The organism is Corallococcus sp. CA041A (genome assembly GCF_003612075.1).
GTDB classification, from domain to species: domain Bacteria; phylum Myxococcota; class Myxococcia; order Myxococcales; family Myxococcaceae; genus Corallococcus; species Corallococcus exiguus.
The window spans coordinates 1-16369 of record NZ_RAWF01000227.1 but is presented as its reverse complement, the minus strand read 5'-3'; the positions used below and the strand labels follow the sequence as shown (position 1 = coordinate 16369).

At 69.6% G+C, this 16369-nt stretch carries 17 protein-coding genes; 4 read left to right on the top strand and 13 right to left on the bottom strand.

Features of this window, described 5'->3' with window-relative positions; translation table 11 throughout:
- Nucleotides 1-214 precede the first annotated feature (214 nt).
- Both D7V77_RS31605 and D7V77_RS31600 read left to right on the top strand, forming a co-directional pair.
- Nucleotides 215-853, top strand: a complete 639-nt coding sequence (locus D7V77_RS31605; protein WP_120580004.1) for a hypothetical protein — start codon at nucleotides 215-217, stop codon at nucleotides 851-853.
- A gap of 10 nt (nucleotides 854-863) precedes the next feature.
- Nucleotides 864-1343 carry an SMI1/KNR4 family protein gene (locus D7V77_RS31600; protein WP_169819852.1) on the top strand — a complete coding sequence of 160 codons (480 nt, stop codon included), beginning with the start codon at nucleotides 864-866 and terminating at the stop codon, nucleotides 1341-1343.
- Nucleotides 1344-1364: 21 nt separating this feature from the next.
- Here the strand turns inward: D7V77_RS31600 and D7V77_RS31595 are convergent, their stop codons facing one another.
- Nucleotides 1365-2186, bottom strand: a complete 822-nt coding sequence (locus tag D7V77_RS31595; protein ID WP_199733922.1) for an SDR family oxidoreductase — start codon at nucleotides 2184-2186, stop codon at nucleotides 1365-1367.
- The gene (locus tag D7V77_RS31590; protein ID WP_120580003.1) at nucleotides 2179-3726 is read right to left on the bottom strand and encodes an NAD(P)/FAD-dependent oxidoreductase; all 1548 of its coding nucleotides are present in this window, start codon (nucleotides 3724-3726) and stop codon (nucleotides 2179-2181) included. Before D7V77_RS31590 ends, D7V77_RS31595 begins: the two co-directional genes overlap by 8 nt.
- Nucleotides 3727-3828: 102 nt before the next feature.
- On the opposite strand from D7V77_RS31590, the gene D7V77_RS31585 reads away from it, so the two are divergent.
- The gene (locus D7V77_RS31585) at nucleotides 3829-4425 is read left to right on the top strand and encodes a TetR/AcrR family transcriptional regulator (RefSeq protein WP_120580002.1); all 597 of its coding nucleotides are present in this window, start codon (nucleotides 3829-3831) and stop codon (nucleotides 4423-4425) included.
- Between the two features lie 7 nt (nucleotides 4426-4432).
- On the opposite strand, the gene D7V77_RS31580 is transcribed toward D7V77_RS31585, so the two are convergent.
- Nucleotides 4433-4837 (bottom strand): GFA family protein, encoded by a 405-nt coding sequence (locus tag D7V77_RS31580; RefSeq protein ID WP_120580001.1) that lies wholly within the window; start codon nucleotides 4835-4837, stop codon nucleotides 4433-4435.
- A 33-nt stretch (nucleotides 4838-4870) separates the two neighbouring features.
- Nucleotides 4871-5056: a hypothetical protein gene (locus D7V77_RS31575; RefSeq protein WP_120580000.1), complete on the bottom strand. Its 186-nt coding sequence runs from the start codon at nucleotides 5054-5056 to the stop codon at nucleotides 4871-4873.
- Nucleotides 5057-5343: 287 nt separating this feature from the next.
- Here D7V77_RS31575 and D7V77_RS31570 point away from each other — a divergent pair, with 287 nt between their 5' ends.
- On the top strand, nucleotides 5344-6213 hold the full coding sequence (locus D7V77_RS31570; protein WP_120579999.1) for an alpha/beta fold hydrolase: 870 nt from the start codon (nucleotides 5344-5346) through the stop codon (nucleotides 6211-6213).
- Between the two features lie 6 nt (nucleotides 6214-6219).
- On the opposite strand, the gene D7V77_RS31565 is transcribed toward D7V77_RS31570, so the two are convergent.
- The 9 genes from D7V77_RS31565 to D7V77_RS31525 all read right to left on the bottom strand — a co-directional run bounded on the left by D7V77_RS31565 (nucleotide 6220) and on the right by D7V77_RS31525 (nucleotide 15003).
- Entirely contained in the window at nucleotides 6220-6732 is a 513-nt protein-coding gene (locus D7V77_RS31565) for a hypothetical protein (RefSeq protein WP_120579998.1), read from the bottom strand.
- A gap of 27 nt (nucleotides 6733-6759) precedes the next feature.
- Nucleotides 6760-7572, bottom strand: coding sequence for an endonuclease/exonuclease/phosphatase family protein (locus tag D7V77_RS31560; protein WP_120579997.1), 813 nt, complete (start codon nucleotides 7570-7572; stop codon nucleotides 6760-6762).
- On the bottom strand, nucleotides 7569-8498 hold the full coding sequence (locus D7V77_RS31555) for a hypothetical protein (RefSeq protein WP_120579996.1): 930 nt from the start codon (nucleotides 8496-8498) through the stop codon (nucleotides 7569-7571). The genes D7V77_RS31560 and D7V77_RS31555 overlap by 4 nt, the downstream gene beginning before the upstream one ends.
- On the bottom strand, nucleotides 8495-10447 hold the full coding sequence (locus D7V77_RS31550) for a glycosyltransferase family 1 protein (RefSeq protein ID WP_120579995.1): 1953 nt from the start codon (nucleotides 10445-10447) through the stop codon (nucleotides 8495-8497). The genes D7V77_RS31555 and D7V77_RS31550 overlap by 4 nt, the downstream gene beginning before the upstream one ends.
- A complete protein-coding gene (locus D7V77_RS31545) occupies nucleotides 10444-10725 on the bottom strand; it encodes a hypothetical protein (RefSeq protein WP_120579994.1) in 282 nt (93 codons plus the stop codon). The genes D7V77_RS31550 and D7V77_RS31545 overlap by 4 nt, the downstream gene beginning before the upstream one ends.
- A complete protein-coding gene (locus D7V77_RS31540; protein WP_120579993.1) occupies nucleotides 10722-10976 on the bottom strand; it encodes a hypothetical protein in 255 nt (84 codons plus the stop codon). The genes D7V77_RS31545 and D7V77_RS31540 overlap by 4 nt, the downstream gene beginning before the upstream one ends.
- Before the next feature lie 189 nt (nucleotides 10977-11165).
- On the bottom strand, nucleotides 11166-12674 hold the full coding sequence (locus D7V77_RS43925) for a hypothetical protein (protein WP_158624525.1): 1509 nt from the start codon (nucleotides 12672-12674) through the stop codon (nucleotides 11166-11168).
- Nucleotides 12674-13132, bottom strand: a complete 459-nt coding sequence (locus D7V77_RS31530; RefSeq protein WP_147452218.1) for a cytochrome c — start codon at nucleotides 13130-13132, stop codon at nucleotides 12674-12676. Before D7V77_RS31530 ends, D7V77_RS43925 begins: the two co-directional genes overlap by 1 nt.
- A gap of 185 nt (nucleotides 13133-13317) precedes the next feature.
- Entirely contained in the window at nucleotides 13318-15003 is a 1686-nt protein-coding gene (locus D7V77_RS31525; protein WP_120579991.1) for an AarF/ABC1/UbiB kinase family protein, read from the bottom strand.
- Nucleotides 15004-16369: the final 1366 nt, after the last annotated feature.

The following is a 16369-nucleotide window of genomic DNA, read 5'->3' as shown; positions in this document are numbered from 1 at the left end:
CGCGGCGTCGGGTCCTTGGCGACGCGGCGTCTGCTCCGCTGCTCCGCAGACGAGCAGGAGGCTCCCTCTTCTGACGTCATCTCCCTTCTACAGGACCCATCAGATTGCTTATTCCGCGCAACCCTCCCGTCGGACCGGTTTCAGGAGCGGAACGAAGGATCTCTCTCATGGGAGAGGTTAACTTCCATCGCCCGCCGTGCTGACATGATGCGCGATGCCAGCCTCGCAATCCTTCTCGCGCACCGCGTGCACAGTCGCGCTCCTCGCCCTCGTCGGGTGCGGCTCTGCCACCGTCGGTGGGGGTGGCAGCCCGGCACAGGCGAAATGGGTCAGCCCCATCGTCAGCACTCCGGACGGCGGGCAACTCCGCACGACCATCTACTATGGGCCCTGGCAGTGCAGCGCCGAGTTCCTCTCCCGCTGCGAGTCGAAGTGCGCGGCGCAGGGCCACGCCCTCATGGGCTGCATGTGGCTGGCCGACATCAAGGGCGACTGGCAGGGGCGATACCTCTTCATGCCCGCGGAGGTCGGTGGCCGCCTCGCCATCACCCACTGCTGTTGTGACTATCCGGCCGCGTCCAACCTCAAGCAGTTGCGCACGCAGTGGAACAAGGCGCGTCCTGGCTTCCGCGAGGACTGGGCCCAGGAGTTTGGCGCGTGGCCGGCAGGCAAGGACCCCTGGCCAGGCCACCACATCTTCGACCTCGCGCACGGAGGCCCTGCCACCGCACCCGGCAACATCCTCCCCACGCCTCCAGACGTGCACGACCTTTTCAGCAAGGAGTACCCCGCCTGTTACGCGCCTGGCGGCAAGTGGCTCACCCCCGGCCCCGCGCGGCCCTACGTGGACTGAGGACAGCACCATGACGACGCTCATGCGGCGCCTGCTCGCTGAAGTCTCCGCTCGCCACTTCCCCAACCCTCCGGCCACCCATGCGCAGGTCGAGGCCTTCGAGGCGCGCGTAGGCTGGCAACTGGACGATGACCTGCGCGCCTTCTATCTGCACTGCGACGGAGCCACGCTGTTTGCTCCACGAGAGAAGGCGCCCAACTACCGCATTCTCCCGCTCGACGAGATTGAGCGCGCGCGCGTCAAGATGAGGCACGAGGACACGGACACCTATGGTCCCGCCTCCTGGTACACCCTGCTCTACCTCCAGGACGGGGACTACATCCTCGCGGACGTCGCGCGGCAGGTGGACGGGGGATACCCGCTCCTCGACGCCTTTCACGAGACGTTCCCGGATCCGGCGGAGACCCGGCAGATTGCCGCGTCGTTCAGCGAGTTCCTGGAGAGGGCGCTGGCCAGCGGCGATGACTTCTTCTGGTTGAACGCGGGCTGAGCTCCCCAGTGCCGCACGAATTCAGGCGCGGAGGCGCGAGGCGAGCAGCTTCCAGTACGACACGGGGAAGACGCGGGCGAGCATCGCCAGCGCCACGGCGTCCTTGCCGACGAGGATGCGCTGCTCGCGCGCTTCGACCCCTCGCACGATGATGTCGCCCGCGGCCTCCGCCGGGAGCCGCAGCATCTTCTGGAACGACTTGCGGCGGCGGGTGACCTCCTCGGCCGTCGCGCCGGTGGGGACCCGGGCGCTCGCGGCGATGGACGTCGCGACGCCGCCCGGGTGCACCACGGTGACGCCCACGGTGGTGCCTTCCAATTCGTGGCGCAGGCCCTCGGAGAAGCCGCGGACGGCGAACTTGCTCGCCGCGTAGGCCACCTGTCCCGGCGGGGCCACCAGCCCGAAGACGCTGGAGAGGTTCACCAGCCGCGCGTCGTCGCTCTGGCGCAGCAGGGGCAGGAAGGCGCGGCTCAGGCGCACCACACCCCAGAAGTTGATGCCGAACAGCCACTCGAAGTCGTCGCTGCTCACCTGTTCGAAGGAGCCTCCAAGCGCGACGCCCGCGTTGTTGAAGAGCAGGTCGACCCCGGGATGCTCCGCCGTCACCTTCGCGGGGAAGGACTCCACGGCCTCCTTGTCGGACACGTCGAGCCGGTGACGGCTGATGCGCAGCTGCGGCGCACTCGCCAGGTCCGCTGTTTCAGCGAGCCCCGCTTCGTTCACGTCCGCGAGCGCGAGGTGACAGCCCTTGCGCGCCAGGCAGACCGCGATGGCGCGGCCGATGCCGCTCGCCGCGCCCGTGACGACCGCCGTCCTGCCTTGAAGCCGCATGCGCTCAGCCACGGGCCACCTCCGCGTTGGAACGGGTGCTCACCTCCGGAAGCAGCACCTGTCCCGAGGCCGCGCTCCCGGACCGCTTGAACTCCATGGCTTCGTCGTCCACGCGCCCGTAGCGCATCATCACCAGGTCGCGGACGTAGTTCTGGTACAGGCGCCACGGGGCGCGCGTGCCCTGGCGGGGCAGGGAGTCCAGCGCGCGCTGCACGTAGCCGGAGCGGAAGTCGAGCACGGGCTCCGGCGTCATGGCCGGGCCCGTCAGGCGGGGCACGCATTGCGTGTAGCCGTGCTGCTTCATGTGGTTGAGCAGGCGGCAGGTGTACTCGGCCACCAGGTCGCACTTCAGGGTCCACGACGCGTTGGTGTACCCGAAGGCCGCGACGAGGTTGGGCACGTCGCTGAACATCATCCCCTTGTACGCGAGCGTCCGCGCCAGCTGGACGGGCTCTCCGTCCACGGACAGCGACAGGCCGCTGAGGATCCTCACGTTCAGCCCCGTGGCGGTGACGATGATGTCCGCGTCCACGTGCGCGCCCGAGCGCAGCTGGAGGCCTTTCTCGGTGAAGGACTCGATGTGGTCCGTCACCATGGAGGCGCGCCCCTCGCGGATGGCGCCGAAGAGGTCTCCGTCGGGGGCGACGCACAGCCGCTCGTCCCAGGGGTTGTAGCGGGGCGCGAAGTGCGTATCGACGTCGTAGGCCTTGCCGAGCGCCTTCCGCACACCCAGGCGCAAGAGCCACTTGAACAGCCCCGGCCGGCTGCGCGCGAGGCCGTAGAGGAGCATGCCGCGCAGGACGTTCTTCCAGCGCGCGACCGCGTAGGCCGCTCGCCGGGGGAGGACGTACCTCAACGCCCGGGCGACGCTGTCCTCGGCCGGTTGGTCCGCGATGTACGTGGGCGAGCGCTGCAACATCGTGACGTGCGCGGCGCGGTCGGCCATCGCGGGGACCAGCGTCACCGCGGTCGCGCCACTGCCGATGACGACCACGCGCTTGCCGCCGTAGTCCAGGTCCTCGGGCCAGTGCTGCGGGTGCACGACGCGGCCCTGGAAGCGCTCGGTGCCGGGCCACGTGGGCGTGTAGCCGCTCGCGTAGTCGTAGTAGCCGGTGCAGGCGTAGAGGAAGCCGCACGTCATGCGGACGGGCGCGCGTTCAGGGCCCACCTCCATGTCCACGGTCCAGCGCGCGTGCTCGGAGGACCACTCCGCGCGCGTGACGCGGTGGTGGTAGCGGATCCGCTGGTCGATGCCGTACTCCGCCGCGGTCTCCTCGATGTACGCCTTGATGGAGGGCCCATCCGCGATGGCCTTGCCCCCCAGCCACGGCCGGAACCGGTAGCCCAGCGTGTACATGTCCGAGTCCGAGCGGACGCCCGGGTAGCGGAACAAATCCCACGTGCCGCCCATGGCCCCGCGCCCCTCCAGGATGGCGTAGCTCAGGGTGGGGCAGCGCGTCTGCAGGTGGTACGCGGCGCCGATGCCCGACAGGCCCGCGCCGATGATCAACACATCGACGTGCGAGAGTGGCTCGGCGGAGGACAGCGGCATCACGGGACTCCTCGTGGTACAGGAAGGTACCCAGCCTATGCGTCTGTTGAACAGAGGTAGCAGTGACATCTGGTACCGTCAAGTACCAGCCCCGGGAGCCGCATGACGACCCCGTCCGACCCACCAGGCGAAGCGCCCCGGGAGCGGCTCGTCGCGGGCCTGGCGCAGGCCATCATCGAGGTGGGCTACGCCCGGCTGACCATCGCGGACATCGTGCGGCACGCGCGCGTGTCGAAGCGCACGTTCTACGAGCACTTCGAGGACAAGGACGCATGCCTGCTCGCGCTCTACGCGGCGCAGAGCGCCCGGCTGCTGGCGGAGATCCAGGCGGCCATCCAGCACGCGCCTCCGGGGGAGATGCGGGCCAGCATCGGCGCGGCCGTGTACCTCGCGAGCCTCCAGAGCCGGCCGGGGCTCGTGCGGACGCTCCTGGTGGAGATCCTGCACGTGGGGCCGAAGGGCGTGGCGCTGCGCCGCCAGGTGATGCGCGGCTTCGCGGAGTTGATGCGAAGGGAGTTCGACGCGGCGGGCACCGGGGCCACGTTGTCCCCGACGATCGCGATGGCGCTCGTGGGCGGCATCAACGAGCTCATCCTGGAGGCCGTGGAGGAGGACCGCGTGGACCGGCTCTCGGAGCTGGCCGGCCCGGTCGCGGCGTTCGTGCGGGGGCTCCTGGAAGCGCGGCCTCCGGCGAAGTGAAGGGCGCTCAGTCCATGTGCTCCATGGGGATGCCCCGGGGCACGGCCCAGGGGTGGCTCCGCTCTTCGTAGACGGAGAAGACCGGGGCGGGGAAGTTCGGATCCGTGAAGGCACCCACGGCGATGGCCACGGCGTCCGGAGCCCCCGCGCTCACGTAGTAGACCGTCGCGCCGCACTCCGGACAGAAGTGGAAGGTGGTGGGGATGCCGCTCTCGTCGCCCTTGCGGATGAACGTGTTGGAGCGGCCCTCGATGGCGGTGATGTCTTCACGCCGGAAGCGGGCCTGCACGGCGTACACGCTGCCGCTGCGCTGCTGACAGGCGAAACAGTGACACATGGAGACCCGGAAGGGCTCTCCCGTGCACTCCACGCGAAGCTGACCGCAGACGCATGACGCTCGGCGCTGGGACATGGGCTGCCTCCAGAAAGGGGAGGGCAGTGTGGCTCAGTTCCCGAGCGCTGTTGCAATCAACGGTTTCAGGTCGTTCTCCAGGTCCACCGAGAACGCCACCACGCCGCCCGTGGTGTCGCTGCCCGCCAGCTGCACGCCCAGGATGGCGTAGTACTTCGCGCCCCGGTCCAACCACGGCGTGACGCGCGGGCCGTCACCATCGCGCCCACCGCGTTCCATGCGGATCCCGCGTCCGGCGCCAGCTCCTGGGCTGTCACGGCCAGAGCCGCCTCCTGCTCTGGAGCCGGACCGCCCGCGCCACCACAGGCCCACAACAGGAAACACATCCCCGCACCGCTGACTGCCCTGATCACCGCATTCATGAACACCTCCGTTCCCGTTCAACCCGGATTGTTCGAAAGGATTGCGGTGTGTCGCATCCGCCGGCTCGCCGCGGGCCGTGGTCTTGCCCTGCCTGGATTCACATGCTAGCCGATAGGTTCTTTTGCGAAGCCGCTCACGGGGCCATGGCACTCTCGACTCCGCATCGAATCACCTGCGCCGATGGCTTCGAGTTGCAGTCCACGCTGCACAGCCCGGCGGGCCCCATCCGGGGCGTGGTGCTGGTGCATCCCGCGACCGCCATGCCCGCGAGTATGTATTTCGCGTTCGCCGAGCGGCTGACGGACGACGGCTTCGCGGTGGTGACCTACAACTACCGGGGCGTGCACCCTTCAGGCGTGGCGAAGCGGACGCATGCCGGGTTCCTCACCTGGGCCGACCAGGACGTGGACGCGGTGACCCGCTGGGCGGCGGAGCAATACCCGGGGCTGCCGCTGCTGGCCGTGGGACACAGCTTCGGCGGCCACGCCATTGGACTGAGCGCGAGCAGCCAGCAACTCACCGCGGCGGTGATGGTGGCGGCCCAGGCCGGGAGCCTGCGGTTCATCCACTCCATTCGGGAGCGGATGCTGGTCGCGATGTACCTCAAACTCATCGGGCCGCTGTGCGCGCGGGTCCTGGGCTACATGCCCTATGCGCGGCTGGGGCTTGGCGAGGACGTCCCCGCCCAGGCGTTGCTGGAGTGGAGCCGCTGGGCGTCGCTGCCTCGCTTCTACTTCGACGCCCCGAACGTGGACGCCGCGGCCCGCCTCAAGCGGCTGCGCATGCCGGTGCTGGCCATTGGCCTGGACGATGACCCCTGGGGGCCACCCGAAGCCATCGACCTGGTCTGTGAGCACCTCACCGGCTGCACCGTGGAGCGCCGGCAGTTCTCCCCAGCGGACAGCCTGGGCCAGGGCATCTGCCACCTGGGCTTCTTCCGCGAGCACCACGCCGCCACGCTCTGGCCCACGGTGAGGGAGTGGCTGCGCCGCCACGCCCCGGAGCGCGGCTGAAGGCCTTCAGCGCTTGGAGGGCGCCGCGTCCGCGATGGCGCGGGCCTTCGTGTTCGCGTCCTTCGTCTTCGTGGACACCTCGCCGCTGATGGACTCGAAGCCCTTGAGTCCCCTCACGACCAGGTACTCCCCCAGCTTCTTGCCCGGGCCGGACTCTTCCTTGTTCAGGGCGAAGCACGTCACGCGCTGGATGACGGCGAAGGGCTTTCCGTCCTTCATGCGCCATTCCAGCTTGGGACCGAAGCGGGACACCGGGCACTGCGCCTTCGGCCTCAGCTCGACGGTGAAGCGGGAGTCGCTCTTGGAGGTGACTTGCCGCTGGATGTCGTAGGCGCTGTAGAACTCCGTCAGCACGTAGTCGCCACCAGGGCCGTCACATTGGAGGGGGATGTCGCCGCCCTCGGAGTCATCCGCCTCGGCCTGACGCGGGCACTTCTCCACGTCGGTGTATTCGGAGGACAGCTCCGCTGGAGCGGTGTGCAGCAGGAACAGCGCGGGAAGGACGAGGGCGGTGAGCATTCGCGGCAGCGTAGCGCACCCGCTGCTTCACCCTTTCGCGTCGTCGCCCATCCCGTCCTCCTCATCGGTCATCAGCTCGTCCTCGTCATTGAGGTGGATGCGGTATGCGATGGGCGCGTGGTCGATCATCGTCCACTGGTTGTAGCCAGGAAATGGGGGCATGGCCTCGATGCGGCTGATGTCCTCGGACTTCCACAGGTAGTCGAGAATCTGGGTCCTGAGCCCACCCGTCTCCGAGACCTTGCCGAAGGTGGCGTCGAGCCGGGGGTGGACCGGCTCCCAGTCGTAGAGGTAATCGACCTCGTCCTCCAGGCTCTCGGGGTTTCCAGGTCGCCCCTTGTCGAGGCTGCTCCAGGCGTAATTCATGTCGCCGATGAGCACCGCGGGCTGCGGCTCCGTGTCGAGCTCGTTGATGTCATCCAGGATTTCATCCGGAGCCTTGTCGGGATTGGCGATGATGTGGACGCCCCCCACGGTGATGTCTCTCAGCCGCACCCGCACCAGGGGCCGCCTCTGGCTGACGCCAATGATCCGGATGTCTGGATTCAGCTCCTCCTGCCACATGACGATGAAGGAGCACGGGCTGGCATTGTTGTTCCTGTCGCCTGCGGCGATGTACCGCGCCCGATAGCCGCCGATTTCGAGGTACCTGGCCAGCGCCCCCCCGCCCTGAGACACCTCGGACAGGAAGATGAGTGAGGGCAGGGCCTGGTGGGTGTCGATGATCGAGAGGACCCACTGGATGATCTGCTGGCAACACCAGAGGCAGCGGGCCTGGGGCTCCAGGTTGCGGGAGTTCAGCCCGCTGGCCCGCTGGGTGTTCCAGTACGCGATGATCACCTGCGCTCCGCCAGGGCCCGGGGCTGGAACGGACGGGCGGCGACGCGCGTGCGAGGGAAGCCCGGGCTCGCGGGGTTCAGGGCCTTCTTCGCGGCGCTCAACGTCGAGAGGTCCGACACGTTGTAGGGCCCCTGCAACAGCGTCGGCGACAGCCCGTTGACGATGCTCGAGAGCACCTGGCCGTTCGGCGAGAGCACACTGACGATGTCCATCAGCTGCCACTTGAGGAACATCTGCGTATAGGTCTGGGTGGCGGTGAGGGTGTCGGAGACGTAGGCGGTGTACTCGGTGCTGAGCGACACCTCCTGGGAGCTGGTGGAGCTGGCGCTCAGGCTGGCGGAGATGCCCACGGACATGGGCCCCCAGCCCGCGCTCACGCTGGTGCCGAGCGAGGCGGAGACGGTGTCGGTGCTCGACGACGTCTGCTGCATGTTCGAGGTGGACGTGGTGCTGACCGTCTGCGTCTCGCCCGGCGCGATGGTGTAGGACTCGGGCAGCCGCCGCCAGTACTGCTCACGAAGCGTACGGTTGCGGTTCTCCAGCAGGCCCGCCGCCACGAGGACGCGCGGGGAGTCCGGAGGGATGACGACCTCGGCGGTGGGCTGCGGGGGCAGTCCGATGTCATTGGGGGCCACCATGGAGTGGGGGCCAAAGAAGACGCTGGGGGTGCTGGAGGTGATGGAGCACACGCCGATGAACGAGCCCGTGTGTCGGCAGGACCAGCTGATGGAGTCCCCGTTGGCCACCCAGAAGTTGACCGCGTAGCCCGCGGGGACGACGCCCATCGCGCACCGGGAAGCGTCCTCGGCGAGGTAGAAGAGCTGCGCGTCCACGGGCAGGTTGTTCCAGAAGCGGAGCGAGCGCATGCCGCCGGTGGGGGCCGAAGCCAGGGTTCCCGCGAGGGCCTGCTGATAGACGGTGTTCATGGACGGCCTCCACCCTGGGAGAGCTCGTCCTCGAAGAGGCGGGCCCACTCCAGGGCAATGGTGTCCCACCGCAGGGTGGGACGGGTGGCGAGCGCGTGGGCGGCCCGGGACCGGGCCTCCAGGTGCGATCGATCTTCGTACAGCCGGGTCAGCGCCGCCGTGAGCGAGTCCACGGACGGCACGTGGGCGTCGGTGAGGATGCGGGGCTGGCACAAGGTCAACGCGACGTCGAGCAGCTCGGCGCTGCCCGCCCAGAGCTCCCCCGGCGCGGTGTGGCCGGGGACCACCTGCGCGGCGCCCGTGGCGGCGTGCTCGAAGGCGACGAGCCCCCAGCCCTCGCTGCTGGACGTGTTCACGCCCACGTCGCACGCGTTGTAGACGTGGTTGAGCTGGGCGAGCGACAGCCGGGGCGCGAAGCGTTGGTCCGAGCTGATGATGAGGCGGTCGGTGATGCCGAAGCGCGCTCCCAGCCCACGCACGTCCCAGCCCACGTCCTCGGTGCCCATGTGCAGGTAGAGCCGGGCGTCGGGACGGCCCTGCGCGAAGGCGGCGAAGCCCCTCACCGTGAGGTCGATGAGCTTGCGCGGCTGGTTGCGGTTGGCGTTCAGGACGATGAAGGCGTCGTCCAGCTCGTTCGTCCCGAACAGCGCGGCGCGGCTGGCGCGGCGGGACGCGACGAGCGACTCGCTCGGGGGCGACAGGGGGCGGAAGACGTCGGTGTCGACGCCGTGGGGGATGACGTCCACCCGGGGCCAGGTGGGCGCGGTGGTGAGCCGGGCGGCGGCGGCGCTCAGCTCGCCCTGACCGAAGTCGGTGTACGCGACCAGGCGGTGGACGCCCTGGAGCCCCGCGAGGAAGCTCGGGCTCAGCGGGCCGGAGTCCACGGGGCAGTAGGCCACCATCCGGTGGCGTCCGGGCACGCGGCCGAGCGCCCGGACATGGTCTCCGAGCACCCAGATGTCATTGACGAGGAAGACGAGATCCGGCTCCAGGCTGGCGCACAGCTCCGGCAGCTTGCTGACGCCACGGGCGTCGATGGCGGGGTGGAGCGTCCAGGGCAGATCGTGGGCGCCGCCCGCGTATTTGATGCCGAGCTGGTGGACGTCGTAGTCGCGTGAGACGCGGCGGAAGATGCTCTCGGTGACCCGGCTGAAGCCGGTGGGGGCCACGGCATCTCCCACCACGAGGATGCGCGGGCGGCTCCGGCGCGCGGAGCCCGGCCGGGGCGCGTCCGCGGAGGTGGCCCGGCGCTCCTCCGAGCGCCGTCGCACAGCCTCCAGCACGCGATCTCCCAGGACGCGGTGGCGCTCGCTCCGGCGTCGCGTGAGGACCTCGTCCCGCGCCCGGAGGAACGCATCGTCGAAGGAGACGGTGTCGGGCATCGCGAGCCCGGGATAGAGGCTCCGGAGCGAGGCGGGCAGCGCGAGCTCGTCCATCACCAGGTCGTCGAAGTCCACGACCAGGCCGGGAATGGCATCCAGCGCCTCCTGGGCGTCGAGCAGGCCCTCGATGAGGGCCTCATCCGGGGCGTCGCGGCGCACGCCTCGCGCTGGATAGGTCCAGCCCCGGTCCCCCATGGCGAGCGCGACGTCCGCGACGGAGCGGTGGATCTTCATCACCCGGAGGGCGCCGGGTTGGGAGAGCGCGGCGGAGACGACGAAGGGTTGGGTGACGTCCTTGTAGGCCCAGCCCGTGGGGCGCACCACGTGCCCCAGGTGCTCGCGAGCGGCCTCGAAGGCGGGGCCATCCGACGGGCGCAGGAAGTGCACCGCCGCGGGATGGGGCGCGAAGCCGAAGCGCTCCAGGTTGAGCACTTCACCGTCCGTCACCCAGCCGGGGGCCGAGAGTCCCAACAGCTCGCGCGCCCACTGCCACGTGGTCGACGACAGGGAGCGGGGCAGCGACACCAGGAAGAGCGACGGCGTCTCTTGGGTCGGCGGGGCGCTCATCCTTCCTCGAAGACCGTGTAAAGCATCCCGAAGGTGATGGTGACGTCCGACGAGAAGGTCGCCGTCCCCGAGAGGGCCCGCGGTCCTCCCGAGGAAGAGAGCTGCATGAAGAAGCTGTCACCCGGTCCGCCGGTGAACGTCGCGGTGGCGTCGGTGGTCAAGCTCTTCCAGACCGACACGTTCTGCACTTCGCTGACGTGCCCCTGGGAGACCTTCTTGATATCCGCCTGATAGCCCTGCCCCGGGCAGGGCGTGAAAACGACACGCATGTTGCTCATGGCGTCTGCTCCGTGGTGAAGACGATGGACACGTCCGTCTGGGGTGCGAGCGCCGGGGAGAGCATCGTCGTTGCATAGGCGGAGCAGGCGTAGCTGGCATAGCCAGACACCTGGAAGACGCCGCTCATCCCGGTGACCTGCCCCGAATAGACACGGGCCGGGACGCTGCTGGCGTTCTGATAGCCATTGATGATGACGGTGACAGGCGCGTTGGCCTGGTTGCGAAAGATGACGCGTACGGGGTCGGACATCCGGTCTCCGGTTGAATCCTGTTCACGTGGCGTGAATCAGAATCCGCCGGTCGGCGTCGCATTGCAATCGCACCCATGTAGAAACAGGGTAGGGATTGGTTGGCACTACCTGCCCTGCCTCCCGGGTAGCATGTCTGCCCATTCCGAGGATGGGCAGACACGCAGGCACAGCGGGGGCGGGCGCTTCAGCTAGTAGCGGAAGCCCACCTGGAGCGACAGGCCGGGGTACTGATCCACTGCGCCACCGGCGACGTACGGGTCGCCCGGCTCCGGGTTGAACTTGAAGAAGTAGCGGCGCAGGTCCGCCTTCAACCTCACGTCCAGGATGCGATTGAGCCGGTACGCCAGCGTGGCGCTACCCGTGACGGCGCCCGCGGACATGCGCGGGAACCACGCGTCCGAGGACAGCTCGCCGGAGTCCAGCGGGTGCTGGTAGCCAAGCCGGAAGTTGAAGTCGAACTTCTCCGACAGCGCCGCCCGCACGCCCAGGCCCAGGCCCGCGGTCTTGTACTCCACGTTGGGCAGGTCCAACGGACGCTCGCCGTCCACCGCGTCGATGCGGAACGTGTTCATCCCGTACGTGCCGGTGACTTCGAAGCCGTGTTGCTTCGCCGCGCCGAAGGGAATCACGTAGCGCAGGCCCGCCTGCCACTCGCGCGCCGTGGTGGGGTAGGTGACCTCGCCCGAGGAGCCCGTGGACTTCAGCCCGAAGGACTGATCAATGGAGCCCGTGATGCCCAGCCGCGCCAGCGCTCCCTTCTTGAAGGCCGCGAGCGGATAGACCGTCACGTCACCCGCCAACTGGGGCGCGCCCGGCAGCGCGAAGCCGCCCACGTCCGGCCCCAGCGTGTACGGACGCAGCACGCCGAACACGTCGTCCTTGTAGCGCAGCGACCGGCCGAAGAGCTTCAGGCCCAGTGCGCCCTCGACGATGGGCGCGGAGGCCGTCAGCTCTGGCTCCGTGGAGGAGGAGTCCTCCGGCTTCTCCGGGGCCTTGTTCTCCTTGGGAGTGGCGGCCACCGGCTTGCGGTTGGGCTCCGCGGCGGGCGTCTTCGTGGGCGCGGGCGTCTTCGTGGGCGCGGGCGTCTCCGCGATGGGCGTCGCGGGCTTCACCGACGGCTCCGGCTCCACCGGCGTGGCGGGCTGCGGGGGCGCCACCGGGGCGGCCACTGGCGCGCTGGACTTCTGCAGGCCGCGCTCCAGCGCCGTCCACTGACGCTTCACCGCCCCGGGCACGAGCTTCGGCGTGGCGGGCTTCGCGGCGGGGGGTGAGGCCAGCGCCTTGCCGTCCTTGCCGTTGCGCACGGTGACGCGCACCTGAGGCTTCTTGCCCACGGTGGACGTGTCCGCCACCACCACCGCGCTCAGGCCCAGCTCGCTCGCCACGGCGGCGGCGCCGGCGGGCTGCGTCGGGTCCCTGCCCATGCGTGAGGCGGCGGCGCGCACCGCGGACTCGGGGACGATTTCGTAGCGGGCCGGACGGCGGGCCAATTCCGCCTCCAGCGCGTCGCGCGCGGCGTCCGCGTGCGGACCAGAGGCGAGCACCGCCACGCGGCGCGCCTCCGCGGCCTGGGCCTTCTTCTTCGCGGACTGCGCCGTCTTCGCGGACGCCTTCTTCGGCGCGGCGTAGGCGGCGGGCGCGAGCAGCAGGGCCGAGCCCAGGAGGGCCGCGGCGGAGGCGTATCGGGTGCGCGTCATCACGGGGAGCTCGGCTTTCCGGCGACCAGCCACTCGGAGAGGCACGCGGTGTCCGCGGCGTTCAGCGACGCGCCCAGCGGCATCCGCGCGCCGCAGCCCGGAGAAGCCGTGAGCTTCATCAGGAAGAAGGACTGGGACGGGTTGGCGCTGTCCGCCAGCGGCTTGGAATTGCACGCCGCGTTGGTGGTGTAGAGCCGCCCGGGGAGGCCGGACGCCTGCAGATCCAGGCCCCCACCCGCCGAACCGTTGGCATCCGTGGAGTGACACGACAAGCACTGCGCCTGGATGATGCTCGCGCCGGTGGTGCCGGCGGCGCAGGAGCTGGAGCCCCCGGTGAAGCGCTCGGGGTCATCGAGCCCGCCAGCACAGCCGGCGGTGGTGGCGAGGAGCGCGGCCGCGAACAGCGTGGCCAGCGGGGCGCGATACGGACGACGGGCGGCGGTTGGGTTCGCGGACAAGTCGAGCACGGGGGCAAGAGGGGGGAACGACAAGCCCCGCAGATTACCCGGGCAGAGCCTGACTGTGCACCCATCAACGGATCCGTTCGCGCTCGCGTGACATGCGCTCCCCGCGCCCGCCTGCCCGTCCCCAGGTGGGCCGTTGTCACACCCGCACCGTGCCGAGCGCCGGCGAAGGCCTTTGGCTACCTGCGCTTCTTGAGGAAGCGGGTCACGCTGACCTTCCCGAACCGGCCGCCGAACAGGTACCAGGTGAGCACCGCGCCGAAGAGGGCCGCCGCCAGCGCGATGCCGACGATGCCCAGCACCGGCACGTTCCCGTACATGGGCGGCCGGGGCGCGAAGGCGATGAACGCGCCCACGATGAAGCCGCACGCGCACAGGCCCAGGAAGGCGATGACGGCCACGCTGCGCAGGTTCTCGTTGAGCTTGTCGAACTGCTCCGCGCGCACCGTGACGCTGAACCTGCCCGTCTCCAGGTCCAACAAGATCTGCGACAGCTGGGTGGGCAGGTCCTGCGCCATGGACTGGAAGCGCAGGAGCGTGCGCATCAGGCCGCCCTGGAGCTGCGAGGGATCATACCGGCCCGCCATCAGCTCCTTCGCGTACGGCAGCGCGACCTCGATGATGTTCAGCTCCGGGTAGAGCCCGCGCAGCATGCCTTCGGTGGAGATGGAGGCGCGCGACAGCAGCGCGTACTCCTTGGGGATGCGGATGCGGTACTTCACGGCCAGGTCCAGCAGGTCGCGCAGGAGCGTGCGCGCGTCCACCTGTCCCAGCGTGGTGGGCAGGTGCTGGCCGAGGATGGCCTCGATGTCGTTGCGGAAGCCCATCAGGTTGGCGCGCGCGTCCGGCACGCCCACGCGGTAGAGGATGCGCGCCACGGAGTCGCTGTCCTTGAGCGCCACCGCCAGGCACAGCATCACCAGCGTCTCCTGCATGGGGCGGGTGAGCCGGCCCACCACGCCGAAGTCCAGGAGCGCCAGCCGGTTGCCCTCCATGAGCAGCACGTTGCCGGGGTGCGGGTCTCCGTGGAACAGGCCGTCGTCGAAGAGCTGGCGGAAGCTGGCCTCCAGGATGTGCTGGGCAATCTGCTTGCGGTCCGCCTCCGGCAGGGCCGCGGGGTTGATCTTCTCCCCGCGGATGAACTCCATGGTGAGCACGGTGCGACTGGAGAGCGCCGCGTGCACGCGCGGAATCTTGAGGTACGGGCGGTCCTTGTGGTTCTCCAGGAACGCGCGGATGTTGGTGGCCTCGTTGATGAAGTCCAGCTCCTCGTGGATGGCCCGGTCGAACTCGTCCACGATGCCGGAGGGCGAGTAGATGCCCGTCTCCTCCACCACGGCTTCCAACAGGCGCGCCAGCGAGCGCAGCACGCCCAGGTCCGCGTCGATGCGCTGGGCGATGCCGGGGCGCTGCACCTTGATGACGACCTCCTCGCCCTCCAGCGTCACCGCGCGGTGCACCTGTGCGATGGACGCGGCGGCGAGCGGCTCCGGATCCACCTGGGCGAACAGCTCCTGCACGTCCTTGCCCAGGGCGTCGCGGATCTGCGCGTGGACCTGCTCCAGCGGGATGGCCTCCACGTTGTCCTGGAGCGTGGCCAGCTCCTCCACGAACTCCGCGGGCAGCAGGTCCGCGCGGGTGGAGAGCACCTGACCCAGCTTGATGAACGTGGGGCCCAGCTCCGAGAGGAAGAGGCGGAAGCGGCGCGCGGTGGACTCGCGGCGGGCCTCCTCGGAGACCTCCACCTTCTCCTTGCGGCCGCCGAGCATGCGCCAGACGCCCGCGCGCTCGGTCACCTCGCCGAAGCCGTGGCGGGCGGCGATGAGGGCGATCTGCCGGATGCGGTTGAGGTCCTGGAGGTTCATGGCGAGGGCTGCGCGGGAGCCTGGGCTGGACGGGCCACGTAGCGCAAGAGGACGTAGCCCACGACGGCGGAGAGCAGCGAGCCCGTCAGGATGCCCAGCTTGGCCTCGGCCAGCAGGGCCGGCTGGTTGGCGAAGGCCAGGCCGCCCACGAAGAGGGCCACCGTGAAGCCGATGCCGGCCACCACCGACACCCCGTGCAATTGGGCGAGGCTGCCGCCCGCGGGCAGGGGGGATACGCCCGCCTTCACCGCCGCCCAGGTGAACAGGAAGATGCCCACCTGCTTGCCCACGAAGAGGCCCACGATGATGCCCAGCGGCAGGGGCTTGAGCAGGTCCGAAAGCGACATGCCGGACACGTCCACGCCGGAGTTGGCCAGCGCGAACAAGGGCACGATGCCGTACGCCACGTACCCGTGCCACAGGTGCACGAAGCGGTTGAGCGGCGGCTCGATGTCCTCCAGCGCCTCCTCGATGTGGAGCAGTTGCGCGCCCCGGGCGGCCTCGTCGTCCGGCTGGGACACGAGCCCCTTGATGTACTCCGCCAGCTCCTCCAGCACCTCGCGCCCCGGGCGGGTGGGCAGCGCGGGGATGCAGAGGCCCAGCACCACGCCGGACAGCGTGGCGTGGATGCCGCCGTGGTGCATGGCGTACCAGAGCGCCAGGCCCACGGCGGCGTAGAGCAGGCCGTTGCGCACGTAGAAGCGGTTGAGCCCCCAGAGCACCGCGACCAGGCCCGCGGCCACCGCGAGCCACTCCGCGTGCAGGCCCGTGCCGTAGAACAGCGCGATGACGAGGATGCCGCCGATGTCGTCGAAGATGGCGAGCGCGGTGAGGAACACCACCAGCCCGTGGCCCACGCGCGCCTTCACCAGCGTGAGGCAGCCGATGGCGAACGCGATGTCCGTGGCCATGGGGATGGCCCAGCCCCCTTGCGCGGGCGTGCCGTGGGTGAAGGCGAGGTAGAGCCCGGCGGGCACCACCATGCCGCCCAGCGCGGCGATGAGCGGCAGCAGCGCGCGGGAGAAGGTGCGCAGCTCGCCCGCGGACAGCTCGCGCTTGATCTCCATCCCCACGAGGAAGAAGAAGAGCGTCATCAGCCCGTCGTTGATGAGCTCGCGGAAGGTGAAGTGGCCGCCGTGGCCCACGATCTCCAGGTGCAGGGGGGCGTCGAAGACGGCGGCGTAGGTGGAGCCCCAGGGTGAGTTGGCCCACGCGAGCGCGGCCACCGCGCAGAGCGCCAGGAGGATTCCACTGCTGGCCTCCAGCCGGAAGAACGCCTGTACGGGGGCCAGGGCCACCTTGAACCTGGCTCTTATACACATCTGACGCTGCCGACGATCTTACGCGTGTAGAGCTCGGTTGGCGA

Bases quoted from the DNA above. Each gene is read 5' to 3' on its own strand.
- D7V77_RS31580 (WP_120580001.1), bottom strand. From the start codon at position 4,837: ATGTCCCAGCGCCGAGCGTCATGCGTCTGCGGTCAGCTTCGCGTGGAG.
- D7V77_RS31590 (WP_120580003.1), bottom strand. From the start codon at position 3,726: ATGCCGCTGTCCTCCGCCGAGCCACTCTCGCACGTCGATGTGTTGATC.
- D7V77_RS31575 (WP_120580000.1), bottom strand. From the start codon at position 5,056: ATGGAACGCGGTGGGCGCGATGGTGACGGCCCGCGCGTCACGCCGTGG.
- D7V77_RS31570 (WP_120579999.1), top strand. From the start codon at position 5,344: ATGGCACTCTCGACTCCGCATCGAATCACCTGCGCCGATGGCTTCGAG.
- D7V77_RS31550 (WP_120579995.1), bottom strand. From the start codon at position 10,447: ATGAGCGCCCCGCCGACCCAAGAGACGCCGTCGCTCTTCCTGGTGTCG.
- D7V77_RS31555 (WP_120579996.1), bottom strand. From the start codon at position 8,498: ATGAACACCGTCTATCAGCAGGCCCTCGCGGGAACCCTGGCTTCGGCC.
- D7V77_RS31605 (WP_120580004.1), top strand. From the start codon at position 215: ATGCCAGCCTCGCAATCCTTCTCGCGCACCGCGTGCACAGTCGCGCTC.
- D7V77_RS31525 (WP_120579991.1), bottom strand. From the start codon at position 15,003: ATGAACCTCCAGGACCTCAACCGCATCCGGCAGATCGCCCTCATCGCC.
- D7V77_RS31545 (WP_120579994.1), bottom strand. From the start codon at position 10,725: ATGAGCAACATGCGTGTCGTTTTCACGCCCTGCCCGGGGCAGGGCTAT.
- D7V77_RS31585 (WP_120580002.1), top strand. From the start codon at position 3,829: ATGACGACCCCGTCCGACCCACCAGGCGAAGCGCCCCGGGAGCGGCTC.
- D7V77_RS31600 (WP_169819852.1), top strand. From the start codon at position 864: ATGACGACGCTCATGCGGCGCCTGCTCGCTGAAGTCTCCGCTCGCCAC.
- D7V77_RS31565 (WP_120579998.1), bottom strand. From the start codon at position 6,732: ATGCTCACCGCCCTCGTCCTTCCCGCGCTGTTCCTGCTGCACACCGCT.
- D7V77_RS43925 (WP_158624525.1), bottom strand. From the start codon at position 12,674: ATGACGCGCACCCGATACGCCTCCGCCGCGGCCCTCCTGGGCTCGGCC.
- D7V77_RS31540 (WP_120579993.1), bottom strand. From the start codon at position 10,976: ATGTCCGACCCCGTACGCGTCATCTTTCGCAACCAGGCCAACGCGCCT.